Below are 22,382 nucleotides of genomic sequence, written 5' to 3'. Positions count from 1 at the left end.
GAACTATCAGGGCCACATAACAAGTGGACTGACGTCGAGTTGCGCGCATCCGTGGCGACGTACCCTCACCCCAACCCCTCTCCCGAGGGGAGAGGGGCTTTGCTTTGTTGCACGATTCGTGTTGTGTGAGTACTTCGGCCTTCGCGTGAGAACATTCTGAGAGGTGGGACGCACTGCAATGCAGTACTCCCTCAGTCCTTCCAAAAAACCTCAACCCGCATCACGCGGATGCGCCACCACCGGCTGACGCTGACGGCCCAGGCCTTCGATCTCCAGCTCCATCACGTCGCCCGGCTTGAGGTAGACCGGCGGCTTCTGGCCCAGGCCTACGCCCGGCGGGGTGCCGGTGCTGATCACATCGCCCGGCATCAGCGTCATGTAGCGGCTGATGTGGCTGACCAGTTCGGCCACGCCGAACACCATGGTGCGGGTGCTGCCGTTCTGATAGCGGTGGCCGTTGACCTCCAGCCACATCGACAGGTCCTGCGGGTCGGCGATTTCATCGCGGGTGACCAGCCACGGGCCGATCGGGCCGAAGGTATCGGCGCTCTTGCCCTTGACCCACTGGCCGCCGTGTTCGAGCTGGAATTCGCGCTCGGACAGGTCGTTGATCACCGCGTAGCCGGCCACATGGTTCAAGGCCTCGTCCACCGAGACATCGCGCGCCACGTCGCCGATCACCACGCCCAGCTCCACTTCCCAGTCGCTCTTGACCGAGCCGCGCGGGATGATGACGGTGTCGTTGGGGCCGCACACGGCGGTGGTGGCCTTCATGAAAAGAATCGGCATCTTCGGCACTTCCATGCCCGATTCGGCAGCATGGTCGGCGTAGTTCAAGCCAACGCAGATGAACTTGCCGATGCGGCCCACCGCGGCGCCGTAACGCTGCTCGCCTTCGATCAGCGGCAGCGTGGTCACATCCAGCGCGCGCAGCTTTTCCAGGCCGGCGTTGGTGATGTGCTCGCCGGCCACATCGTCGATGACGCCGCTCAAATCGCGGATGCGGCCTTCGCTATCGATCAGGCCGGGGCGTTCGTGGCCTTCGGCGCCAACACGTACGAGTTTCATGCAGTCTTCCTTTGCAGGGGAGGAGTGGAGCGTCCCATCACACGGCGCGGACGGGTGCGTAAGGTGCGCTCGGAACAGGAATGCGGGTGATGCATGCTGCAAACAGCGGTGACGCCAGGTATGAAATGCGGCCTGGTGTCAGCGGACAGAGAGCGATCAAGAAACGTAGCAAGTGGTTGTGCGCTTGTCGCTGCACAACGTTTTGCCTGCGCCTCTCAGTTCGACCAGCCGCCATCGATGATATGGGTCTGGCCGGTGGTGAACGACGATTCGTCCGAGGCCAGATACACCACCAGCTGCGCGATCTCGCGCGGGTCGCCCAGGCGGCCCATCGGCTGGCGGTCGGTGAAGCTCTTCCACACGGCCTGTTCGTCGCCGCCCAGTGCCTGCACGCGCTGCGCCAACGAGGGCGTCTTGATGGTGCCCGGGCAGATCGCATTGCAGCGCACGCCCTGCGCCACGTAGTCGGCGGCAATCGCCTTGCTCAGGCCGATCACGGCGGCCTTGGTCACGCCATAGACGAAGCGGTTGGGCACGCCCTTGATGCTGGAAGCCACCGACGACATGTTGATGATGCTGCCGCGGCCGCGTTCGAGCATGCCCGGCAGGACCGCCTTGCAGGTGTAGTACATCGCATCGACATTGATCGAGAACGAGCGGCGCCACGCTGGCTCGTCGCAGTCGAGGATGCTGCCCTGGTGCACGTAACCGGCGCAGTTGAACAACACATCGAACGGGCCGTGCTCCGCGACCAGCGCAGCGATCGCCGAGGCATCGGTGACATCCAGGAGCTGGGTGGTGATGGCGTCCGATTCGGCCGCCAGCGCCTGCAAGGCCGCGGCGTCGATGTCGGTGGCGATCACCTGCGCGCCGGCGCGTGCGCAGGCCAGCGCGCTTTCGCGGCCGATGCCGGCGCCAGCGGCGGTGACCAGGCAGCGCTTGCCCTGCAGGCGGGTGGTGGGTGTGGTGGGGATCGAAACTGTCATACCGATAAGGTTCCGTGGGTGGGGGCCGCCGGCCGTGGCAGACGATAGAACGTACGTGCGTTGTCGCCGAAGACCGCATCGGCGTGGGCGGCGGCATGCCGGGTGACGAGCTGTTGTGCAAGATCGACCCAGTGCGCGTAATCGGCGCGCAGGGTCAGCACCGGCCAGTCGCTGCCCCACAGCAGGCGCTGCGCACCGAAGCGCGCGAACAGATGCGCGACATACGGCTCCAGCGCGTCGATGCCGGCGCCGCGTGCGGCTTCGGTGAGCAGGCCGGAGAGCTTGCAATGCACGTTGGGATGCTGCGCCAATGCGGCCATGCCGGCGGCCCAGGCGACGAACTCGCCGGCCGCAATCTGCGGCTTGCCGCCGTGATCGACGACCACGCGCAATGCCGGATGCCGTTTCAGGCGCGCCTGCAAGGCCGGCACGTGTGCCGCGCGGATCAAAGCATCGAAGGCCAGATCGTGTTCAAGCATCGCATCGAAGGCGGCGTCCAACTCGGCGCCCGCCAGCCAGTGCACGTCGGCGATGTCCTGCACCATCGGGCGCAGGCCCTTGAGCAGGCCGCCGCCCGCGCGCACCAGCGCGCCGATGCGGGCGGCGGCGTCGGGCGCGGCAAAATCCACCCAGCCGACCACGCCGGTAATGCGCGGCGCATCGTGCGCCAGTTCGAACAGGTAACAGGTTTCGGCTTCCGTTGCGGCGGCCTGCACCACGACCACGCTGCCAACGCCGGCCGCATCCAGCGCAGCGCTGACATCGTGCGGAGCAAAGTCGCGATACAGCGGCGCAAGCTCGGGCGTCAGCCAGGCGTAATCGCCACGTGCCAGATGCCAGAAGTGCAGATGCGCATCGACGCGGTTCATGGCGTGGGCAGGTCCGTATCGAGCAGGCCGCCGTCGCGCAGGCGCTGCCATAGCGCAGGCGGAATGGTCGCCTGCAACCGTGCGGCAGCCGAGTGCACCTCGGCCACGGTGCGCATGCCGGCCACCACCGTGGTCACTGCCGGATGCGCCAGCGGGAACTGCAACGCGGCCGCGCCGATATCCACCCCGAACGCGGCGCAGGCGGCATACAGGCGCTGCGCATGCTGCAAGGTGGCGGTATCGACCGGGGCGTAGTTGTAGGTGGCGCCGGGGCCGCGTACATCGCTGAGCAGGCCGGAGCTGTATGGCCCGGCCGACAGGATCGACGCGCCGTGTTGCTGCGCCTGGTCCAGCAGCGCGCGTGCGCCGTGCTGTTCCAGCAGGGTGTAGCGGCCGGCCAGCATCACGCAGTCGAGCGGAAACCGCGGCAGCACCTCCAGCGCCACGTCCTGCTCGTTGACGCCCAGGCCGATCGCCCCGCACGCACCGGACGCCTTCAACTCCGCCATGGCCGGCAAGGCCTCCTCCAAGGCCTGCTGCAGCACACGGGCATGGTTGTCGCCGTGGGTCAGCGCACCGATGTCGTGCAGCAGCAGCACGTCGATGTAGTCGGTACCCAGGCGCTCCAGGCTGGAGGCGAAGGCGCGCCGCACGCCGTCGGCGCTGTAGTCGAACTCGGCGCGGCGCCCGGCCACCGCAAAACCATCGCGGCCGGCAACGGCCTGGGCGTCGTCGTAGACGCAGCGGCCGACCTTGGTCGACAGCGTGTACGCATCGCGCGGCACGCCGGCCAGGCCGCGGCCCAGGCGCGCTTCGCTCAAGCCGTAGCCGTAGTAGGGCGCGGTATCGAAATGGCGGATGCCGGCCTCGAACGCGCCCGCCACTGCAGCCAGTGCGTCGGCCTCGTCCACTTCGGCATACAGATTGCCGATCGGCGCGGCGCCGAAGCCCAGCGCCGACAGCTGCACGTCGGTGCGCCCCAGGCGCTGCCGCGCGACGGTGCTCATGCGCACTGCTCCGAAAAGACGGCGCAGGCGGAACCGGAGTCTGGAAAGCGGTAGCTGGGCATCACAACGTCCACCAGCCGGTGGGCGTCCGGCTGTTCGCATATGAATATGGCAATCATCAATGAACAGATCACGCTGCAGTGCAGCATGGCGGGTGGGGCTTGCGGGCAGTTGCCTGGGTGGGCGCCGCAGGCGGCGGGGGCGGTCGCCGGGCCGGGCATCGCTTCCGTGTGGTTCCGGCCGAATGCGCGAGAGGTGTGGTCCGCTCGGCCGGGCTACTGGTTGTGACACCTCCAGGCAGCTTCTGGATACCCAGTCAGGTGCAGTCCAGCGATAAACGTCGCACCGCCTCCGGCCGGTGACGGTCCGACGAGCTCACGGTGCCGAACGCGATGACGCATCGTGCCGTCATGTCCTTGCGGAGAAGAGCGTCATCCAGCCCAACGCACGGACACCCGCCTGCACAGCAGGTGCGCGTGCATCCCGATGCTGCTGCGCAGTCCCGCTCGCTGCAACGCGCCACTGCCCGGCTATTTCAAAATCCGCATGCCGCATCACCAGTTCCTATAACGCAGGTCGTGCGGTTGCCCCCAGCCCGCCCATAGGGCTAGATACCAGCCCTCATCCGATGAAGCGGGCACATGCCAGACACGACACGGCGAGACTTGTTCAAGGTACTGGCCGCCAGCGCGCTGGTCACGCCCTTGTCGGCTGCCGCGCAGGCGCCGTCTGCACCCTGCGCTCGCACCCCGCAGTGGGCACGCGGCATCGAAGGGCAGCGCAAGGCGGACCTGGGCAACGGCACCTACCTCAACCCCATCGTGGCCGGCGATCACCCCGACCCCACCATCCTCAAGGATGGCGACGATTACTACATGACGTTTTCGTCGTTCTTTTCCTACCCGGGCATCGTGCTGTGGCACTCCACCGACCTGGTCAACTGGGCACCGATCGGCCCGGCGCTGCATCAGGAACTAGGCACGATCTGGGCGCTGGACCTGTGCAAGCACGACAACCGCTACTTCATCTACATCCCCGCCAATCCGGACGACCACGGCTGGAAGATCTTCGTGATCTGGGCCGACGACATCCGCGGGCCGTGGAGCGCGCCGATCGATCTGGGCATCGCCGGCTGCATCGATCCCGGCCATGTGCTGGGCGAGGACGGCAAGCGCTACCTGTTCGTCAACGGCATCCGCAAGATCCGCCTGCGCGACGACGGCCTGGCCACCGACGGGCAACTCGAACCGGCCTACGCACCATGGCGCTATCCCGACGACTGGATCGTGGAGAACTTCGCCCCCGAAGGCCCCAAGCTCACCTGGCACAACGGCTGGCTGTATCTGGTGACCGCGGTCGGCGGCACCGCCGGGCCGGTGACCGGGCATATGGTGATCGCCGCGCGCTCGCGTTCGGTGCATGGGCCGTGGGAACACTGCCCGCGCAATCCGCTGGTGCGCACCTTGTCCGAGCAGGAGCCGTGGTGGTCGCGCGGGCATGCCACGCTGGTGGAGGGCCCGCGCGGCGATTGGTGGCTGGTCTATCACGGCTACGAAAACGGCTTCCGCACGCTGGGCCGGCAGACACTGCTGGAGCCGGTCGAATGGACCGCCGACGGCTGGTTCCGCGCCACCGGTGGCGACCTGTCCAAGCCAATGCGTACACCCGCACTTGCAGCTGTCGGCGCGCGTGCCGCGGCCAGCGGTTTTGCATTGTCGGACGATTTTTTAAGCGACCGTTTCGGCACCCAGTGGAGCCTGCATGCGCCCAAGCCTGGGGAGCAGGCACGGGTGCGACGTGCGAATAAGGCGTTGACGCTGGCCTGCGCGGGCACATCGCCCATCGACAGCGCGCCGCTCACCTGCGGCGTGCCCGATCGCGCCTACGTGGCCGAGGTGACGCTAGAGCTGGTCGGCACTGCCGAAGGCGGCATCGTGCTGTTCTACAACCACAAGGCCTTCGTCGGCATCGGCTTCACCGCCGACACCATGAAGACCTACGAATACTCCGAAGAACTGGTGTGGGCCCGTACGCCCAACACCCACCGCCGCATCCGCGTGCGGTTGACCAACGATCACCACATCGTGCGCTTCGACTACTCCTTCGACGAGGGCCGGCAGTGGACGCGCCACCCCACCCGCATGGAAGTGTCCGGCTTTCACCACAACGTCTTTGGCGGGTTCCTGAGCCTGCAGCTGGGCGTGTACGCCGCGCAGCAGGGCGAGGTGGTGTTGCGCGACTTCCGCTACCGCGCGCTGGGCTGACCGCGGACGGTTGGATCGGTGCCTGACAGGTGCCGCCTTGCTCGCGGTTAGCTGAGCGGCTGGTGCGCGGCGTCACCGCGGCGGCCAGCATGCGCACGATGACAACGCGATGGCCGTCATCGAGGGTTGCACGACGGTGGCCTGCATTGGCAGCGCAGCACCGCCATCGCACTGCAGAGGGCGGGGCCCGGATGGCCCCGCCGCCGACTCAGCCGCAGCAGTAGCAGACGTTGCCTTGCCCGAGATCGCCACCGAACTCCGGGCACTCGGCCTTGCAGGCCCATGCACTACACGATTCGACTTTCGGCTGTGCGTTGTCCACGGCCATCACCTGGAAGGCACCGAATCCGGTGCTGGCCAGAAACGTGGCCGCCATCAACGCACTGCGCAAGCTTACCCAACGCTTTTTCATGCATTACTCCTTCACCGTTGCAAAAGCCGCTGGCGCATCCGTGCGGCGCAACGCGGCAACCAGGTCCTGCACCCGCTCCGTGGTATCGAACACGCCAAGATGGGAATGGCGCACGCGCCCGGCCCCATCGATGGCCATCAGCAGTGGCACGTTGCGCGCACGGAACAGCATCAGCGCGCGACGGTCGGTCAACGTGACCACCGGAAAATCGAACCCATGTACATGCGCATAGCGCGCGGCTTGTGCGGCATCGCAATGGCAGACACCCAGCAGTTGCGGCCGCCCCGGTAGATTGGCCTGCAGCTCCCGCGCCGCGCGCAGCACCGTTGGCGCCGAACGCTGGCAATACGGGCAGGTGGTGGTGAAGAAGAACAGCACCTGTGCCGGGCCCTGCGGCGCACCCAGCAGATGGCGCTGACCATCGCCATCGATCGCCTCGATCCGGGGCACGTACATGCCCTCGTAAGGGGTGCTGATGCGCGTCTGCAACCACTGCTGCTGCACCCGCAGCTGCCGGTTCTGCCACGCCAGCACCGCGATCAGTGCGCACGCCACCAGCAGGCCCATCCAGAGCCACGGAAATCGTCGCGTCATGCCACCCCAACTCCAAAGCGTCCCTGGTGACCGAGCCTTGCCCAGGCATCAGCACATGGTCAATGGTGATATCGACAACTGCGATGTCGCACGGCGCGCAGCTGTGGAGACGATCACGCCGCCGCGCTTGGGCTTGCCACTGTGGAGCAACGTCGCGCAGTGGGTTTGCGCAAAACACCGCAGCAACCAGCCACGCACCAGGTGGCACGGGCGGCTGTCGCAGCGCCAGCTGCTATGCACGGTGCATGGCATGGCGTGTACTGTGGCGCGTTGGTGCCTGCCCGTCTCGGGAATCGATGGACACGCGTCACTGCCGCGCTGGCGGTGTCCTGCATCATGTCGAGTGACTGGCAGATGCGGGCCCAGGCGTCGTGGCGCTTGCGCGCGGCGGGGCTGTCTTGAGGATGCCGTCGCGCCAGGGCGCTGCCATAGCGGCGTGTCGGCGTGATGCCTGTTGCTGCGTGACCTGGCAGGTGCAGGGTAAGGCGTCGTCACGCGCTCGCGTGCGCTGAGGCTGTATCGATGATGCCGTCGCGCCCGGGGGCGCTCCTGCAGCGGTGTGTCGGCGTGGTGCCTGTTATTGCGTGACCTGGCAGATGCAGGGCCACGCGTAGGAGCGCACCTGGGCGCGACGGGGCTTTCCCCGAGACGCCCGACGCAGGCACATGTCGCGCGGGTTACTCCTCTTCCGGCGGCAGCACGATGCCATCCGAATCGATGGCGAGCTTGCCCGCCATCAGCACCGCCTGGGTGCGGTTGGTGACGCCAAGCTTGCGCAGGATCGCGGTGACGTGCGCCTTGATGGTGGCTTCGGACACGCCCAGGTCGTAGGCGATCTGCTTGTTGAGACGGCCGGCGCCCAGCATCTGCAGTACGCGGAACTGCTGGGGGGTGAGATCGCGCAGGCGCTGGCCGACCTCACGTTCTTCGCTGTCGGTCGGCGGCAGGTTCTGCGCTTCTGCAGGAATCCAGCGTTCGCCATCGAGCACGGTGGCCAGGGCGCGGCCAATGGTGTCCGAATCGGCAGACTTGGGGATGAAGCCGAACGCGCCATGGTCGATCGCACGCCGCATCACGGTGGGTTCTTCGCGTGCAGACACCACCACCACCGGCAACTGTGGATGCAGCGAACGCATATGCACCAGCGCGCTGAATCCCTGCGCGCCGGGCATGTTGAGATCCATCAACAGCAGATCGGCATCCGGCTGCGCATCGGCCAGCGTATAGAGGGCATCGACATTGTCGGCCTCGAACAATTCCACCCCCGGCATCACCCGCTGCACTGCCCCGCGCAAGGCTTCGCGGAACAGGGGATGGTCGTCAGCGATCAGCAGGGTGGTCATTTTGGGGCCGGGATTGGGGATTGGGGATTCGGGATTCGTAAAAGCGCGGGATTCTGGATTCGGACGTTGGGATTCGTAAGAGCGGGGATGTCGAAGAGCGAATCTCGATTCGCAATCGCCGATGTAAGAACCGCCTCTGCGCATTGCAGTAAAACAATGCATGGTCGAGGAGCGGGGTAACCAGGCAATGGGAACCCGCTTCTGCGAATTCCCAATCCCAAATCACCAATCCCCGCTCCTCAGCCAATCCCCAATCCCGAATGCCGAATCCCGGCCTCTCAGCGCGTCAGCCTTTCATTGACCAGCGAATCCACCACCGACGGATCGGCCAGGGTCGAGGTGTCGCCCAGCTGGTCCGGAGCGTTTTCGGCGATCTTGCGCAGGATGCGGCGCATGATCTTGCCCGAGCGGGTCTTGGGCAGGCCGGGGGCCCACTGCAGGTGATCGGGCGAGGCGATCGGGCCGATTTCCTTGCGCACCCAGCCCACCAATTCCTTATGCAGGTCTTCGCTCGGTGTTTCGCCGGCGATCAAGGTCACGTAGGCGTAGATACCCTGGCCCTTGACGTCGTGCGGGAAGCCGACCACGGCCGCTTCGGCCACCTTCGGGTGCGAGACCAGCGCGCTTTCCACTTCGGCGGTGCCGATGCGGTGACCGGACACGTTGATCACATCGTCCACGCGGCCGGTGATCCAGTAATAGCCATCGGCATCGCGGCGGCAGCCATCGCCGGTGAAGTAGCTGCCCGGATAGGTACGGAAATAGGTGTCGATGAAGCGCTGGTGGTCGCCGTAGACGCTGCGCATCTGACCCGGCCACGAATCCAGCAGCACCAAATTGCCTTCGGTGGCGCCTTCCAGGATCTTGCCCTCGGCATCGACCAGCGCCGGCTGCACGCCGAAGAACGGCAGCGTGGCCGAGCCGGGCTTGAGATCGACCGCGCCGGCCAGCGGCGAGATCAGGATGCCGCCGGTTTCGGTCTGCCACCAGGTGTCCACGATCGGGCAGCGGCTGTCGCCGACCACCTCGTAGTACCAGCGCCAGGCTTCCGGATTGATCGGCTCGCCCACGCTGCCGAGCAGGCGCAGGCTCTTGCGCGAGGTCTTCTTGACCGGCGCTTCGCCATCGCGCATCAGTGCGCGGATCGCGGTGGGCGCGGTGTAGAACAGGGTGACCTGGTGCTTGTCGATCACTTCCCAGAAGCGCGACACGCTGGGGTAGTTCGGCACGCCTTCGAACATCAGCGCCGTGGCGCCGTTGGCGAGCGGGCCATACACGATGTAGCTGTGGCCGGTGACCCAGCCCACGTCGGCGGTGCACCAGTAGATGTCGTCCTCGCGCAGGTCGAACACCACTTCATGCGTGTAGCTGGCGAACAACAGATAGCCGGCGGTGGTGTGCAGCACGCCCTTCGGCTTGCCGGTGGAACCGGAGGTGTAGAGGATGAACAGCGGGTCTTCCGCATTCATGCGCTCGGGTTCGCACTCGGCCGGCTGGCCATCCACCACATCGTGGAACCAGCGGTCGCGCGGTGCCTGCATCTCCACCGCGCCGCCGGTGTGGCGCACCACCAGCACGGTTTCGACGGTATTGGTGCCGGGGATCTTCAGCGCCGCATCCACGTTGGCCTTGAGCGGAATCTTCTTGCCGCCGCGCAGGCCCTCGTCGGCGGTGATGATCAGCTTGCTTTGGCAATCGATCACGCGGTCGGCGATCGAGTTGGCGGCAAAGCCGCCGAACACCACCGAATGCACCGCGCCGATACGCGCACAGGCCAGCATGGCCACGGCCGCGTCGACGATCATCGGCAGATAGATGGTGACCCGGTCGCCCTTCTTGACGCCGAGATTGCGCAGGGCGTTGCCGAGCTTGCACACGCGCTCATAGAGCTCGCGATAGGTCACCGGGTAGGAGGCGGCGTCCGGGCTGTCGGGTTCGAACAGCAGCGCGGTCTTGTCGCCGCGCGTGGCCAGCTGGCGGTCCAGGCAGTTGACGCTGGCGTTGAGCTCGCCGTCGCCGAACCAGCGGATATGGAAGTCGTCCAGCGCGAAGCTGACGTCCTTGACCTGGGTGGGCTGCTTGAACCAGTCCAGCCGCTGCGCGGCCTTGCCCCAGAACTGCTCGGGGTGCTCGATCGATTCGCGGTACAGCGTTGCGTACTGCTCGCCATTGACGCGTGCGCCCTTGGCGAACGCGGGATCGACGGGATAAACATCAGCCATGGCACCCTCACTTGCGATGATCTTGTCGGAAGAGGGCGCTGCGGCTGCCCTCGGTAGGTAATCAGTGTGCCGCATCCGTTCTGTCCCGGTGGTCAACGGCGCCTTAGACCATGGTCGTAACCAGGTCAGTGCGCCAGCGCACATCCATTGCGGGCTCTGGTGCGACGATCGGTCACCTTGCGGAATGCTGCGTTGCAGCTACGACCAAAGGCGAATAGGCTGCAAACCGCGGACTGCCTCACGCTCCGCACAGCATCGCCATCAAGCGCGAGGCCTTCATCGGGGAGAGGGGTCCATGAAACACCGTACTGCACCGCTGGTGCGCCATCCATTGGCTGCCGCCTTGTTCGTGGCCAGCATCCTGCCGGGTGTGGCGTTTGCACAGACGCCGAAGGAAAAGGCGCTGGAAGCACGCATCGCCGAGCTCGAACGTCAGGTTCAACTGCTGGTGACCGCGCAGCAACAGCAGCAGGGCCAGATCGCACAGACGCAGACCCAGGTCAGCGAAGTGCGCACCCTGCAGGCGCAAGCGCCTGCAGCGGCGCCCGCGCCTGCGGTTCCGGCCGGCAAGCGGCCGATCCAGATTACCAGCATCACACCGAACGCAGCGGCGGGGACAACGTTCCGTTACGGTGGTTTCATCAAGGCTGACTTCATGACCACCCGCACCAGCGATGGTGCATTGCCCGAAGGCGCGGTGGGGCGGTACCTGTACATCCCGACCCAGACGCCGGTCGGTGGGCAGGCGTCGAGCACCGACACCGATTTCCATGCCAAGTTCTCGCGCTTCAACCTGGGCGTGGACACCGTCACCGAAAACGGCGACAAGCTCACCGGCTTCATCGAGCTGGATTTCTTCGGCAACGCGCTGGCCAACCAGGTCAACAATCTGTACGGCGGCACCCTGCGGCATGCCTACATGAGCTGGAACAATTGGCTGGCCGGCCAGACCTGGTCCAACTTCATCGACGCCACGATCCTGCCGGAAGCGGCCGACATCGTCGGGCCGACCGATGGCGCGCTGTTCAGCCGTCAGACCCAGATCCGCTACACGCGCGGCGCCTTCAGCGTGTCGGCAGAAAACCCGGAAACGCTGACCACGCCCTACCAGGGCGGCAACACCATCCTGGCCTCGGACCACGGCGCCATGCCGGACCTGACCGCGCGCTACAACTGGAAGGGCACCTGGGGCACGTTCGGCCTGTCGGCCATCGCACGCCAGTACCGCACCCGCAGCGCGCTGACCAACGACACCGAGTTCGGCGGCGCCATCGCCGGCGGCGGCCGCTGGATCATCAATTCCAGCAACGACCTGCGCTACCAGCTCAGCTACGGCGAAGGCCTGGGGCGCTATCTGGGCCTGGGCAACGGTTCGGACGTGGAGCTGGATGTGGACGGCAACATCCACACCGTCAGCACCGTGGCCGGCTGGGTGGCGTGGCGCCACGACTACAGCGCCAAGCTACGCAGCACCATCATGTATTCGCGGGTGGATTACGACCACAGCCTGGCCAACACCGGCGGGCTTGCCAGCAAGTCGCAGCAGAGCCTGCGTGCCAACGTCTTCTATTCGCCGCTGCCCAAGGTGGATGTGGGTGCAGAGCTGATGTACGGCCGCCGCGAAGCCGAAAACGGCGACTCCGGCGACATCTCGCGTCTGCAGTTCACCACCAAGTACAGCTTCTAAGGTTCACCCCGCCCGCCGCCCGCCACGCATGTGGGCGGGCCGTGCCGCCCGCACTCCAGGAGACAGACCATGACCGTCTCGAATGATGCACTGATCGCCAAGATCGATGCCAATCCGAAGTACCACGCGCTCAAACGCCAACGCAACACGCTGGGCTGGACGCTGACCGTGCTGATGTTGCTGGCCTACTACGGCTACATCGGCCTGATTGCCTTCGACAAGGAATTCCTTGCCAAGCCCATCGGCGACGGGGTGACCTCGATCGGCATTCCGATCGCGATCGGGGTGATGGTGTTCACCATCATCATCACCGCCATCTACGTGCGGCGCGCCAACAACACCTACGACCAGCTGACCGCGCAGATCCTGGAGGACGCCCGCAAATGAGCAAGACTTCGCGCCTTCTCCTGATTTTGGCCGGCCTGCTGCCGGCCGGCCTTGCGCTGGCCGCCGGTGGCGACATGGGCCAGGTCGACAAGCAGCCCACCAACTGGGTGGCGATCGGCATGTTCGGCTTCTTCGTGCTGGGCACCTTGTGGATCACCAAGTGGGCGGCGGCCAAGACCAAGTCGGCCGCCGACTTCTACACTGCCGGCGGCGGCATCACCGGCTTCCAGAACGGCCTGGCGATCGCCGGCGACTTCATGTCGGCGGCCTCGTTCCTGGGCATCACCGCCGCGGTGATGGCCAACGGCTACGACGGCCTGATCTATGCGATCGGCTTTCTGGTCGGCTGGCCCATCCTGACCTTCCTGATGGCCGAACGGCTGCGCAACCTCGGCAAGTACACCTTCGCCGACGTGGCCGGTTATCGCTTCGCGCCGACCGCGATCCGCAGCTTTGCCGCGTCGGGCACGCTGGTGGTGGTGCTGTTCTACCTGATCGCGCAGATGGTCGGCGCCGGTGCGCTGATCAAGCTGCTGTTCGGCCTGGACTACTGGGTCGCGGTGACGCTGGTCGGCGTGCTGATGATGGTCTACGTGCTGTTCGGCGGCATGACCGCCACCACCTGGGTGCAGATCATCAAGGCCGTGTTGCTGCTGACCGGCGTGACCTTCATGGCCGTGGCGATCATGTGGCACTTCAACTTCAGCTTCGAGGCGCTGTTTGCCGAGGGCGTGCGGGTGAAGACCGCGATTGCGGCCAACAGCGGTGCATCGCCGGAGGACGCGGCCAAGGCCGGCCTGTCGATCATGGGCCCGGGCGGCTTCGTGAAGGACCCGATCTCGGCGATCTCGTTCGGCATGGCGCTGATGTTCGGCACCGCCGGCCTGCCGCACATCCTGATGCGCTTCTTCACCGTTCCCGATGCCAAGCAGGCACGCAAGTCGGTGCTGTGGGCCACCACCTGGATCGGCTACTTCTACATCCTGATCTTCATCATCGGCTTCGGTGCGATCGCGCTGGTGCTGACCAACCCGCAGTTTGCGGACGTGGCCACCGGCACCATCCACGGCGGCAAGGGTGCAGCCAACATGGCGGCGGTGCTGGTCGGCAATGCGGTCGGCGGTAACGTGTTCATGGGCTTCATCTCGGCGGTGGCCTTCGCCACCATCCTGGCGGTGGTCGCAGGGTTGACCCTGTCCGGCGCGTCGGCGGTGTCGCACGACCTGTACGCCACGGTGCTCAAGAAGGGCAATCCGGCGCCGGGCTCGGAGCTGAAGGTCTCGCGCGCCACCACCCTGGTGCTGGGCGTGATCGCGGTGCTGCTGGGCATCGTGTTCGAGAAGCAGAACGTGGCCTTCATGGTGTCGCTGGCCTTTGCCATCGCCGCCTCGGCCAACTTCCCGGTGCTGATCTTGTCGCTGCTGTGGAAGAACTGCACCACGCGCGGCGCGGTGACCGGTGGCTTCCTGGGGCTGGTGTCCTCGCTGGTGCTCACCGTGCTGTCGCCGTCGGTGTGGGTGGACACGCTGGGCAACGCGGCCGGTTCGGCGCCGTTCCCGTACACCTCGCCGGCGCTGTTCTCGATGATCATCGGCTTCGTCGGCATCTGGCTGTTCTCGATCCTGGATCGCAGCCCGCAGGCGGCCAATGAACGCGCCGCGTTCAAGGCGCAGCAGATCCGTGCCGAAACCGGCCTGGGTGCCAGTGGTGCCTCGGGCCACTGAGTGCGGCGTTGTACAGGTGATCGCAGACGCCGGCCTTGCGCCGGCGTCTTGCGTTTTGGCGATATTGCGGCCCGGTGCCGGCATGGCAGCCACGCCTTGCGGCGCGACGCGCAGGCGCGCGATACGGCAGCCTCATTGCGGCAAGGGCACGTGCACAGTCTGACAATGGAACCGCCCGGGGAGTGCGGCCGCGTGCAGCGGCGCCGGCTGACGTGGCGATGCATTGCCAGAAGTGCTGCGCCTCACCGGCTGTGTCGCTGCGCCGACCGTGCAGGCGTAGCGCCTGCGCCCGGCCCCGACCAGCTCGGGACGTCTTTCGGCCCGGCCCTGAGGCATGCGCGGGCGGCGCGGTACCATTGGCGGTTTGGACCACGGCCCCCTCCATGAAAATCGTCTCCTGGAACGTCAACTCGCTCAACGTGCGCCTGCCGCACCTGCAACAGTGGCTCGGCGCGTTTGCGCCGGACGTGGTGGGCGTCCAGGAAACCAAGCTGGAAGACCACAAGTTCCCGGATGCGGCGCTGGCTGCCCTGGGCTATCGCAGCGTGTTCTGCGGGCAGAAGACCTACAACGGCGTGGCGATCCTGTCGCGCTCGCCGGCGCTGGACGTGCAGATGGGTATCCCGGGCTTCGACGACGTGCAGCAACGCGTGATCGCCGCCACCGTGGACGGCGTGCGCATCGTCAACCTGTACGTGGTCAATGGCCAGGACGTGGGCACCGAGAAATATGCCTACAAGCTGCGCTGGCTGGATGCGGTGCACGACTGGATCGCGCAGGAGCTGCAACGCCATCCGCAGCTGGTGGTGCTGGGCGACTTCAACATCGCCCCGGATGCGCGCGACGTACACGATGCGACGGTGTGGAACGAGCACCACATCCTCACCTCCACTGCCGAGCGCGCCGCGTTGCAAAAACTGCTGGCGCTGGGCCTGCACGATGCATTCCGGTTGCATCACGATGAAGCCGAACAGTTCAGTTGGTGGGATTACCGCCAGGCCGGGTTCCGCCGCAATCTCGGCCTGCGTATCGACCTGACCCTGGTGTCGGAGGCCTTGCGCGCACGTGCCATTGAATCGGGCATCGACCGCGAACCGCGCACCTGGGAGCGTCCCAGCGACCATGCGCCGGCCTGGGTGCGGCTGGCGGAGGCAGGCGCATGAGCGAGCGTCATCTGCGTCGCAGTACCCACAAGGTAGGCGATGTCACGCTGGGGCCGGTGCACCGCTTGAGTTGCCATTGCGGCGCAGTGCAGATCGATCTGGAGTTGCCGCACGGCCTGCTCGACCCGCGCCGTTGCGATTGCTCGATGTGTCGCCGGCGTGGCGCCATCGTCGCCTCGGTCACCCTCGACGGCCTGCACGTGGTGCAAGGCCAGGACGCGCTACGGCTGTATCAGTTCAACACCCACGCCGCCGCGCATTACTTCTGCGGCGTGTGCGGCATCTACACCCATCATCGGCGCCGTTCCAATCCAAACGAATACGGCTACAACGTCGGTTGCCTGGAAGGCGTCAATCCGTATGCGCTGAACATCGCGGTGCCGGTGGAAGATGGCGTCAACCATCCTGCCGATCGCGCCGCCACCGGTCGCTGAAACGACGACGCCCGGGCGGGCCCGGGCGTCGTGGCAACCGACGCTGCGCCGATCAGCGCACGCGGCCGCGGGTAAACAGGTTGACGATGGCCAGCAGGATCACCGCGCCCACCAGCGACCAGACGAAGGTCCACAGGGTGATGGCCTGGTTGATGCCACCGCCGAACAGAAAACCGGCAATCAGCGCACCCACGATGCCGACGACCACATTGAGAATGATGCCCTGCTGCGCATCGCGACGCATGATGATGCTGGCCAGCCACCCTACGATGCCGCCGACGATCAACCAGATGATGATGCCCATGTTGCCGATCTCCTCATGTCTGTGCACCCGACGTGGTGCATGGGCGCCATTGGACGCACCGCGCCGTGAAGCAGCTGTCGAGCGCGGCCGCCGGGCAGGCGAAGCAGTTGGGTTGGTGGGCGGCGCGTGACAGCGTACGCAAGCTGGCAGCACGGCCCGGTGCAGCTCTGGCTACGGCCGCACCGGCCCGGCGAACGCGGCGAGCCGCAGGCGCGGCAACTGCTGGGCCCGGCATTGGGCCTGGATCCGGCGCAGGTGCCATTGCAACGTGACGCACGGGGCCGCCCGACCCTGCAGCCGGCCTTGCCGGACTGGGATACCGGCTGGAGCCACAGCGGCGATTACCTGCTGGTGGGGCTGGGGCAGGGCGTGCGGCTGGGCGTGGACCTGGAGCGGATCCGCCCGCGCCCGCGCCTGCTGGAGATCGCGCATCGCTTCTTCCACCCCGACGAACTGGCGCTGCTGGCCGCCTTGCCGGCGGACGCACAGCAGGCGCTGTTCTTTCGTCTGTGGTGCGCCAAGGAAGCCCTGCTCAAGGCGCATGGGCATGGCCTGTCGTTCGGCCTGCATCGGCTGGCCTACGCGCTGGCCGCCGATGGCGCCCTGCAGTTGCAGTGGTGCGACCCGGCGCTGGGCCAGGCCGCGCGCTGGCAGCTGCACGAATGGTGGGCCGCACCGCAGTGCCGCGCCGCGCTGGCGCTCTACCCTCACGCGGCCGCGTGAGGCCCCGCGCCATACGGCAGGATCGGCTGACGGAACTGTGCCACGCCATCCAGGTCGCGCAAGGTCACCGTCAGCACGCCGCTGGCGCCATCGATCTCCACCTCGCCGAAGAACTGGTACCCGGCCAACGGTGAGGTATTGGGTGCAGGCGGCGCCTTCTGGAACACCACCGTGGGGCCGAAGGTGGCATCCAGCGCGTTCGGTCCGAAGCTGCCGGCATTGAGCGGGCCGCCGACGAATTCCCAGAACGGCTCGAACTGCTGAAACGCGGCGCGGTCGGGGTGGTAGTAATGGGCTGCGCAGTAATGCACGTCGGCAGTGAGCCACACCGTGTTGCGGATGCGCGCACGGCTGATGAAGCGCAGCAGCGTGGCGATTTCCTGCTCACGGCCACGCGGCACGCCGGGGTCGCCATTGGCGATCGCTTCCCAGCGCGGACGCCCCTCTCCATCTTCGCCATCGGGCACCTGCAGGCCGATCGGCATGTCGGCGGCAATCACCTTCCACTGCGCGCGCGAGCCGGCCAATTCGCGCTGCAGCCACGCCAATTGCTCCGGCCCGAGAAACGCGGCATCGGGGCCGGGTTGCGGTTGCAGGTTGTCGCTGTTGGCGCCGCGGTAGCTGCGCATGTCCAGCACGAACACGTCCAGCAACGGGCCGTAGGCGATCTTGCGATAGATGCGCCCGTTGCCATCGGCGCGCACGCCGCGCAGCGGTGCGTATTCCAGGAAGGCCTGGCGCGCGCGTTGGGCCAGCACGTCGATCTCGCGCACCTGGTAGCGCGCATCCAGCTGCTTGCCGGGCGACCAGTTGTTGGTGGTTTCGTGGTCGTCCCATTGCCAGAGCTGCGGCACCTCGGCATTGAAACGGCGCACATGCTCGTCCAGCAGGTTGTACCGGTAATTGCCGCGGAATTCGTCCAGCGTTTCGGCCACCTTGCTCTTGGCCGCAGTGGTGAGGTTGCGCCAGCGCTTGCCGTCTTCGACGGTGAGTTCGGCCGGAACCGGGCTGTCGGCGTAGATGGTGTCGCCGCTGTGCAGGAAGAAATCCGGGTTGCGTTCGCGCATGGCGCTGTAGATGCGCATGCCGCCGATGTCCGGATTGATGCCGAAGCCCTGGCCGACCGTGTCGCCGCTCCAGACAAAACGCACGTCGCGCCGTGTCCGCGGCGCGCTGCGCAGATGACCATGTACCGGCGCGCTCAGTACCCCGCTGTCGGCGTCCTCGAAGCGCACCCGGTAGAAGATGTCCTGACCACGCGGCAGGCCGCTCAGGTCCACGCGCGCAGTGAAATCGTGGGCGGCCACCGCCATCGGTCCATCCACCCGGCGTGCCTGGCGCAGGCTGGGGCGCGTGTCCCATTCCACCCGCATCCGCGCCGGCCGATCTGCACGGCTCCATAGCACCGCGCGGTCTTCCAGCGCATCGCCGCTCTGCACTCCGTCGGTGATCAGTGGACGCCCGGAAGGCGCGGCCAGGCTGCGCGCGGACCAGCCGGCAGTGGCTGGCAGCAACAGGCCGGCACCCAATCCTTGCAGGAGGCGGCGGCGGGCGCGATCGGAGGCGGGCATGGCGTTCTCCAAGCTCTGGCAGCGGTGTCCAGATATAGCGCCGCTGTCTTACCGGCACGTGTCCATTGCGGTCGGTGCAGCGCGTGTGTCCAGCGTTGCGAAGAGGCGTCGGCCGGGTCGGCCCGGACAACCCAGTAGCATTCTCGCCTGCACGCGCGCGCCCGCACGGCACCCCAGCTGCGATAATCGCGCCATGAACGATGCCGCACTCGCCCCCGATGTCTCCGCCGCGCTCGAGCGCGGCCTGCAGGCCCAATCCCTGGATGCGGCCTTCGCCGCACCGCTGCTGCGTTACCTGGCCCTGCTGGTGCGCTGGAACAAGACCTACAACCTCACCGCCGTGCGCGACCCACGCGAGATGGTTACCCGCCACCTGCTCGATTCCCTGGCCATGCAGCCCTACATCGCCAGCGGCACCCTTGCCGACCTGGGCACCGGCCCCGGCCTGCCCGGCATCCCGCTGGCCATCACCCGCCCGCAACTGCAGGTGACCCTGGTGGAAAGCAACGGCAAGAAGGCGCGCTTCATGCGCGAGGCCCTGCGTCACCTGGAGCTGCGCAATGCGCGGGTGGCCGAATCGCGCGCCGAAGCGCTGGACGAGCCGGCCGCCTACGACCATCTCACCGCGCGCGCGCTGGACACGCTGGCCGGCATCATCGATGTCGGCGGTCACCTGTTGCGCCCGGGCGGTAGCTTGCTGGCAATGAAGGGCGTCTATCCGCACGAGGAAATCGCCGCATTGCCTGCCGGCTGGACCATGAGCGAGGTGCATCCGCTGCAGGTGCCCGGCCTGGAGGGCGAGCGGCATCTGGTGGTGGTGCGCAAGGCCTGAGCCGAGCCGACGCCAATCGGCATCAAGCGGCCCTCACCCCAGCCCTCTCCCGCAGGCGGGAGAGGGGGCAACACCGACCTCGCCAGTAACGTCAGTTGCCCGCCCGGTGGAAAGACGTCAGTTGCCCCGCCCCGACGGGAAGACACCAAACAACCCTCGACAACCGTCATGTCCCTTCCCCCGCCTGCGGGGGAAGGTGCCCGCAGGGCGGATGGGGGCAGCGCCCGACACTCCGGCCAATCAGCGCAACAGCCCAAGCGCTCGCGCAAGCGAAAGGCGGAATGAGCACCGCCTCGCCAGCAACGTTAGTTGCCCCGCCCGGTGGAAAGACGTCAGTTGCTCCGCCCCGGCGGTAAAGACAACCAAACAACCCTCGACACCGTCAGGTCCCTTCCTCCGCCTGCGGGGGAAGGTGCCCGCAGGGCGGATGGGGGCAGTGCCCAACACTCCGGCCAATCAGCGCAACAGCCCCACATGCGCTCCAAGGCCGGCGAGGGAGCTCAACAGCCACCACAGGGAGCTCAACAGCCACCACAGCGCATCTGCCCGCATTGGGACTTCCGGCCCATGGCAGCGCGGGCGTGGGCTGCCATGATCGGGCGTTCGCTCCAGATCAGGCTTTCCGCACGTGACCTCTCCGCTCGCCGTCGCACTCTCGCTCGCCCTGCTGGGCACCTCGTTCGTCGCTTCCACGCAGGCCGCCACGCCGCCCGCGCCGGCCACGCTCACCGCCGAAGCGCCCGCTGATGCACGCTTCCGCGCGATCTACGAAAAAGAGTGGGCCTGGCGGCAGGCCGAAACCGGGCAGGCCGACGAAGACAGCGACACCACCGGCGACAACACGCATCTGCCGGACGTCAGCGCGGCCGCCCAGCAGGCGCGCCTGGCGGTGTGGGACGGCGTGCTCAAGCAGCTTGATGGCATCGACCCCAGGCAGCTCTCGCCGGCCAACCAGATCAACTTCGCCATCTACCGCCCACAGGTGGAAAACCTGGCCGCCGACGTGCGCCTGCGCCTGTACGAAATGCCGTTCAACTCCGATAGCTCGTTCTGGTCGAACCTGGGCTTCATGGCGCAGCGGCCGATGAAGACCGCTGCCGAATACCGCGCCTACATCGCGCGCCTGAACGATGTGCCGCGCTATTTCGACCAACAGATGGTCAACATGCGCGCCGGCCTGGCGCGCGGGTTCAGCGTGCCGCGCGCGGTGCTCGATGGGCGCGATGTCTCCATCGCCACCATCGCCGAGGTCAAGGACCCCACCGAATCGACCTTCTACGCGCCATTCAAGCAGCTGCCTTCGCAGATCCCTGCCGCCGAGCAGGCGCAACTACGCGAACAAGCCAAGGCCGCGCTGAGCACCGCCGTCCTTCCGGCGTACAGCAAGCTGCTGACGTTCTTCCGCAACGACTACATGCCCAAGGCGCGCACGACGCTGGCGGCCGAAGCATTGCCCGACGGCAAGGCCTTCTATCGCCAGCAGATCCGCGAATACACCACGCTGGAGCTGAGCCCCGAGCAGATCCACCGGATCGGCCTGGACGAAGTAGCGCGCATCCAGTCGCAGATGAACGCGATCATCAAGCAGGTGGGTTTCAAGGTCAGCTTCGCGCAGTTCCTCACCTTCCTGCGCACCGACCCGCAGTTCTACGCCAAGACCCCGCAGGAGTTGCTCGATCGCGCGGCGTGGATCTCCAAGCGCGTGGACGGGCAGGTGGGCAAGTTCATCGGCACCCTGCCGCGCGGGCGCTTCACCATCAAGCCGGTACCCGACGATATCGCCCCGTTCTGGACCGCCGGCCGCGGTGGCGCCACGACGTATTGGGTCAACACCTACAACCTGCCATCGCGGCCGCTGTACAACCTGCCGGCGTTGACCTTGCACGAGTCCTCGCCCGGGCATTCGCTGCAGGGCTCGCTGGCGCTGGAGCAGGGCGAGCAGCCCGCGTTCCGCCGCGAAAACTATATCTCCGCCTACGGCGAAGGCTGGGCGCTGTACACCGAAAAGCTCGGCCAGGAGATGGGTATCTACGAGACGCCTTATGAAGAATTCGGTCGGCTCACCTACGAAATGTGGCGTGCCTGCCGGCTGGTCATCGACACCGGCGTGCACCACGACGGCTGGAGCCGCGCGCAAGCGCTGGCCTACCTGCGCGACCGCACCGCACTCAGCGAGCACGAAGTCACCACCGAGGTGGACCGCTACATCTCATGGCCGGGCCAGGCGCTGAGCTACAAGCTGGGCGAGATCAGCATCGTCAAGCTGCGCGCCGAGGCCGAACAGCAACTGGGCGAGCGCTTCGACATCAAGGCGTTCCACGACGTGGTGCTGAAGCAGGGTTCGGTCACCCTGCCGGTGCTGGAGCAGCAGGTCCGCGCCTTCATCGCCGAGAGCAAGGCACGCCCGATCAAGTCCAAGCCAGCCGCTGCCAACGCACCGTGATGTGCTGGTAACTGCGTCTGAGGGCATCGAGTTGGGATGCCCGCGAGCGGTGAGGGCACCGCGCCTTCGAGGACTTTGCGTTTGCTGCAGGGCCCTTGCCCGCCCACCATCGCAGGACGCGCTGCAAGTACATCCCTGTAGCTCTGGCGCGGCATCCATGCCGCTCAAGGTCCCGCGACGGTGGGCGGGCAAGGACCGGTCGAGTTGGTCGGTGTGCAGAGTTTTCAACAAGCGATCAGCAAACTTGCGACGCTGTTTCTTCGCTCTTCAACAAACCACCAGCCAACTGTCTGGTGCGGTGCCCTTACCGATTGCGGGACCGTTGGCGGCATGGATGCCGCCACCGAGC

The 22,382-nt window shown here is 66.6% G+C and carries 19 protein-coding genes; 9 read left to right on the top strand and 10 right to left on the bottom strand.

All coding sequences use genetic code 11. The features are described from left to right. Positions 1 to 210: 210 nt before the first annotated feature. The 4 genes from ABQZ09_RS17875 to ABQZ09_RS17860 all read right to left on the bottom strand — a co-directional run bounded on the left by ABQZ09_RS17875 (position 211) and on the right by ABQZ09_RS17860 (position 3,930). Entirely contained in the window at positions 211 to 1,068 is an 858-nt protein-coding gene (locus ABQZ09_RS17875; protein WP_349777533.1) for a fumarylacetoacetate hydrolase family protein, read from the bottom strand. 215 nt (positions 1,069 to 1,283) lie between these two features. After that, positions 1,284 to 2,054 (bottom strand): SDR family oxidoreductase, encoded by a 771-nt coding sequence (locus ABQZ09_RS17870; RefSeq protein WP_039405015.1) that lies wholly within the window; start codon positions 2,052 to 2,054, stop codon positions 1,284 to 1,286. Next, positions 2,051 to 2,923: an amidohydrolase family protein gene (locus tag ABQZ09_RS17865; RefSeq protein WP_349777532.1), complete on the bottom strand. Its 873-nt coding sequence runs from the start codon at positions 2,921 to 2,923 to the stop codon at positions 2,051 to 2,053. The genes ABQZ09_RS17870 and ABQZ09_RS17865 overlap by 4 nt, the downstream gene beginning before the upstream one ends. Beyond that, entirely contained in the window at positions 2,920 to 3,930 is a 1,011-nt protein-coding gene (locus ABQZ09_RS17860) for an aldo/keto reductase (RefSeq protein ID WP_349777531.1), read from the bottom strand. The genes ABQZ09_RS17865 and ABQZ09_RS17860 overlap by 4 nt, the downstream gene beginning before the upstream one ends. 641 nt (positions 3,931 to 4,571) lie before the next feature. Between ABQZ09_RS17860 and ABQZ09_RS17855 the strand changes: the two genes are divergently transcribed. Further along, positions 4,572 to 6,194: a family 43 glycosylhydrolase gene (locus ABQZ09_RS17855; protein WP_349777530.1), complete on the top strand. Its 1,623-nt coding sequence runs from the start codon at positions 4,572 to 4,574 to the stop codon at positions 6,192 to 6,194. A 208-nt stretch (positions 6,195 to 6,402) separates the two neighbouring features. Here ABQZ09_RS17855 and ABQZ09_RS17850 read toward each other — a convergent pair whose 3' ends face one another. The 4 genes from ABQZ09_RS17850 to acs all read right to left on the bottom strand — a co-directional run bounded on the left by ABQZ09_RS17850 (position 6,403) and on the right by acs (position 10,765). Next, positions 6,403 to 6,606, bottom strand: coding sequence for a hypothetical protein (locus tag ABQZ09_RS17850; protein WP_005922076.1), 204 nt, complete (start codon positions 6,604 to 6,606; stop codon positions 6,403 to 6,405). Between the two features lie 3 nt (positions 6,607 to 6,609). Beyond that, positions 6,610 to 7,173, bottom strand: coding sequence for a peroxiredoxin family protein (locus tag ABQZ09_RS17845; protein ID WP_162183141.1), 564 nt, complete (start codon positions 7,171 to 7,173; stop codon positions 6,610 to 6,612). A gap of 704 nt (positions 7,174 to 7,877) precedes the next feature. Beyond that, a complete protein-coding gene (locus ABQZ09_RS17840) occupies positions 7,878 to 8,543 on the bottom strand; it encodes a response regulator transcription factor (RefSeq protein ID WP_039566073.1) in 666 nt (221 codons plus the stop codon). A 278-nt stretch (positions 8,544 to 8,821) separates the two neighbouring features. Continuing rightward, positions 8,822 to 10,765 (bottom strand): acetate--CoA ligase, encoded by a 1,944-nt coding sequence (gene acs / locus ABQZ09_RS17835; protein WP_228890741.1) that lies wholly within the window; start codon positions 10,763 to 10,765, stop codon positions 8,822 to 8,824. A gap of 295 nt (positions 10,766 to 11,060) precedes the next feature. Here acs and ABQZ09_RS17830 point away from each other — a divergent pair, with 295 nt between their 5' ends. The 5 genes from ABQZ09_RS17830 to ABQZ09_RS17810 all read left to right on the top strand — a co-directional run bounded on the left by ABQZ09_RS17830 (position 11,061) and on the right by ABQZ09_RS17810 (position 16,160). Then, positions 11,061 to 12,452 (top strand): DcaP family trimeric outer membrane transporter, encoded by a 1,392-nt coding sequence (locus ABQZ09_RS17830; protein ID WP_228890742.1) that lies wholly within the window; start codon positions 11,061 to 11,063, stop codon positions 12,450 to 12,452. A gap of 69 nt (positions 12,453 to 12,521) precedes the next feature. Continuing rightward, on the top strand, positions 12,522 to 12,839 hold the full coding sequence (locus ABQZ09_RS17825; protein ID WP_184558047.1) for a DUF485 domain-containing protein: 318 nt from the start codon (positions 12,522 to 12,524) through the stop codon (positions 12,837 to 12,839). Continuing rightward, positions 12,836 to 14,563 carry a cation acetate symporter gene (locus ABQZ09_RS17820; RefSeq protein ID WP_349777529.1) on the top strand — a complete coding sequence of 576 codons (1,728 nt, stop codon included), beginning with the start codon at positions 12,836 to 12,838 and terminating at the stop codon, positions 14,561 to 14,563. The genes ABQZ09_RS17825 and ABQZ09_RS17820 overlap by 4 nt, the downstream gene beginning before the upstream one ends. Before the next feature lie 383 nt (positions 14,564 to 14,946). After that, positions 14,947 to 15,726, top strand: a complete 780-nt coding sequence (gene xth, locus ABQZ09_RS17815; protein WP_349777528.1) for an exodeoxyribonuclease III — start codon at positions 14,947 to 14,949, stop codon at positions 15,724 to 15,726. Further along, positions 15,723 to 16,160 (top strand): GFA family protein, encoded by a 438-nt coding sequence (locus tag ABQZ09_RS17810; RefSeq protein ID WP_039404977.1) that lies wholly within the window; start codon positions 15,723 to 15,725, stop codon positions 16,158 to 16,160. Before xth ends, ABQZ09_RS17810 begins: the two co-directional genes overlap by 4 nt. Before the next feature lie 52 nt (positions 16,161 to 16,212). On the opposite strand, the gene ABQZ09_RS17805 is transcribed toward ABQZ09_RS17810, so the two are convergent. Further along, positions 16,213 to 16,464, bottom strand: a complete 252-nt coding sequence (locus ABQZ09_RS17805; RefSeq protein WP_039404974.1) for a GlsB/YeaQ/YmgE family stress response membrane protein — start codon at positions 16,462 to 16,464, stop codon at positions 16,213 to 16,215. A gap of 126 nt (positions 16,465 to 16,590) precedes the next feature. Between ABQZ09_RS17805 and ABQZ09_RS17800 the strand changes: the two genes are divergently transcribed. Then, on the top strand, positions 16,591 to 17,187 hold the full coding sequence (locus ABQZ09_RS17800; protein ID WP_047697897.1) for a 4'-phosphopantetheinyl transferase family protein: 597 nt from the start codon (positions 16,591 to 16,593) through the stop codon (positions 17,185 to 17,187). Here ABQZ09_RS17800 and ABQZ09_RS17795 read toward each other — a convergent pair. Then, complete coding sequence (locus ABQZ09_RS17795) at positions 17,172 to 18,758, bottom strand: alkaline phosphatase D family protein (RefSeq protein ID WP_349777527.1); 1,587 nt, start codon at positions 18,756 to 18,758, stop codon at positions 17,172 to 17,174. The two genes, ABQZ09_RS17800 and ABQZ09_RS17795, sit on opposite strands and share 16 nt — an antisense overlap. A gap of 193 nt (positions 18,759 to 18,951) precedes the next feature. Here ABQZ09_RS17795 and rsmG point away from each other — a divergent pair, with 193 nt between their 5' ends. Continuing rightward, a complete protein-coding gene (rsmG, locus tag ABQZ09_RS17790; protein ID WP_047697899.1) occupies positions 18,952 to 19,590 on the top strand; it encodes a 16S rRNA (guanine(527)-N(7))-methyltransferase RsmG in 639 nt (212 codons plus the stop codon). 628 nt (positions 19,591 to 20,218) lie between these two features. Next, a complete protein-coding gene (locus ABQZ09_RS17785; protein WP_349777526.1) occupies positions 20,219 to 22,033 on the top strand; it encodes a DUF885 domain-containing protein in 1,815 nt (604 codons plus the stop codon). The last annotated feature ends 349 nt before the right edge of the window (positions 22,034 to 22,382 follow it).

The sequence above is a fragment of the Xanthomonas sp. WHRI 6106 genome (genome assembly GCF_040202405.1).
GTDB lineage: Bacteria > Pseudomonadota > Gammaproteobacteria > Xanthomonadales > Xanthomonadaceae > Xanthomonas > Xanthomonas cannabis.
This window is presented reverse-complemented; position numbering and strand designations above follow the sequence as displayed.

What these genes read in the sequence shown, in the direction of transcription:
- ABQZ09_RS17875 (WP_349777533.1), bottom strand. Translation starts at nt 1,068, where the DNA reads ATGAAACTCGTACGTGTTGGCGCCGAAGGCCACGAACGCCCCGGCCTG.
- ABQZ09_RS17870 (WP_039405015.1), bottom strand. Translation starts at nt 2,054, where the DNA reads ATGACAGTTTCGATCCCCACCACACCCACCACCCGCCTGCAGGGCAAG.
- ABQZ09_RS17865 (WP_349777532.1), bottom strand. Translation starts at nt 2,923, where the DNA reads ATGAACCGCGTCGATGCGCATCTGCACTTCTGGCATCTGGCACGTGGC.
- ABQZ09_RS17860 (WP_349777531.1), bottom strand. Translation starts at nt 3,930, where the DNA reads ATGAGCACCGTCGCGCGGCAGCGCCTGGGGCGCACCGACGTGCAGCTG.
- ABQZ09_RS17855 (WP_349777530.1), top strand. Translation starts at nt 4,572, where the DNA reads ATGCCAGACACGACACGGCGAGACTTGTTCAAGGTACTGGCCGCCAGC.
- ABQZ09_RS17850 (WP_005922076.1), bottom strand. Translation starts at nt 6,606, where the DNA reads ATGAAAAAGCGTTGGGTAAGCTTGCGCAGTGCGTTGATGGCGGCCACG.
- ABQZ09_RS17845 (WP_162183141.1), bottom strand. Translation starts at nt 7,173, where the DNA reads ATGGGCCTGCTGGTGGCGTGCGCACTGATCGCGGTGCTGGCGTGGCAG.
- ABQZ09_RS17840 (WP_039566073.1), bottom strand. Translation starts at nt 8,543, where the DNA reads ATGACCACCCTGCTGATCGCTGACGACCATCCCCTGTTCCGCGAAGCC.
- acs (WP_228890741.1), bottom strand. Translation starts at nt 10,765, where the DNA reads ATGGCTGATGTTTATCCCGTCGATCCCGCGTTCGCCAAGGGCGCACGC.
- ABQZ09_RS17830 (WP_228890742.1), top strand. Translation starts at nt 11,061, where the DNA reads ATGAAACACCGTACTGCACCGCTGGTGCGCCATCCATTGGCTGCCGCC.
- ABQZ09_RS17825 (WP_184558047.1), top strand. Translation starts at nt 12,522, where the DNA reads ATGACCGTCTCGAATGATGCACTGATCGCCAAGATCGATGCCAATCCG.
- ABQZ09_RS17820 (WP_349777529.1), top strand. Translation starts at nt 12,836, where the DNA reads ATGAGCAAGACTTCGCGCCTTCTCCTGATTTTGGCCGGCCTGCTGCCG.
- xth (WP_349777528.1), top strand. Translation starts at nt 14,947, where the DNA reads ATGAAAATCGTCTCCTGGAACGTCAACTCGCTCAACGTGCGCCTGCCG.
- ABQZ09_RS17810 (WP_039404977.1), top strand. Translation starts at nt 15,723, where the DNA reads ATGAGCGAGCGTCATCTGCGTCGCAGTACCCACAAGGTAGGCGATGTC.
- ABQZ09_RS17805 (WP_039404974.1), bottom strand. Translation starts at nt 16,464, where the DNA reads ATGGGCATCATCATCTGGTTGATCGTCGGCGGCATCGTAGGGTGGCTG.
- ABQZ09_RS17795 (WP_349777527.1), bottom strand. Translation starts at nt 18,758, where the DNA reads ATGCCCGCCTCCGATCGCGCCCGCCGCCGCCTCCTGCAAGGATTGGGT.
- rsmG (WP_047697899.1), top strand. Translation starts at nt 18,952, where the DNA reads ATGAACGATGCCGCACTCGCCCCCGATGTCTCCGCCGCGCTCGAGCGC.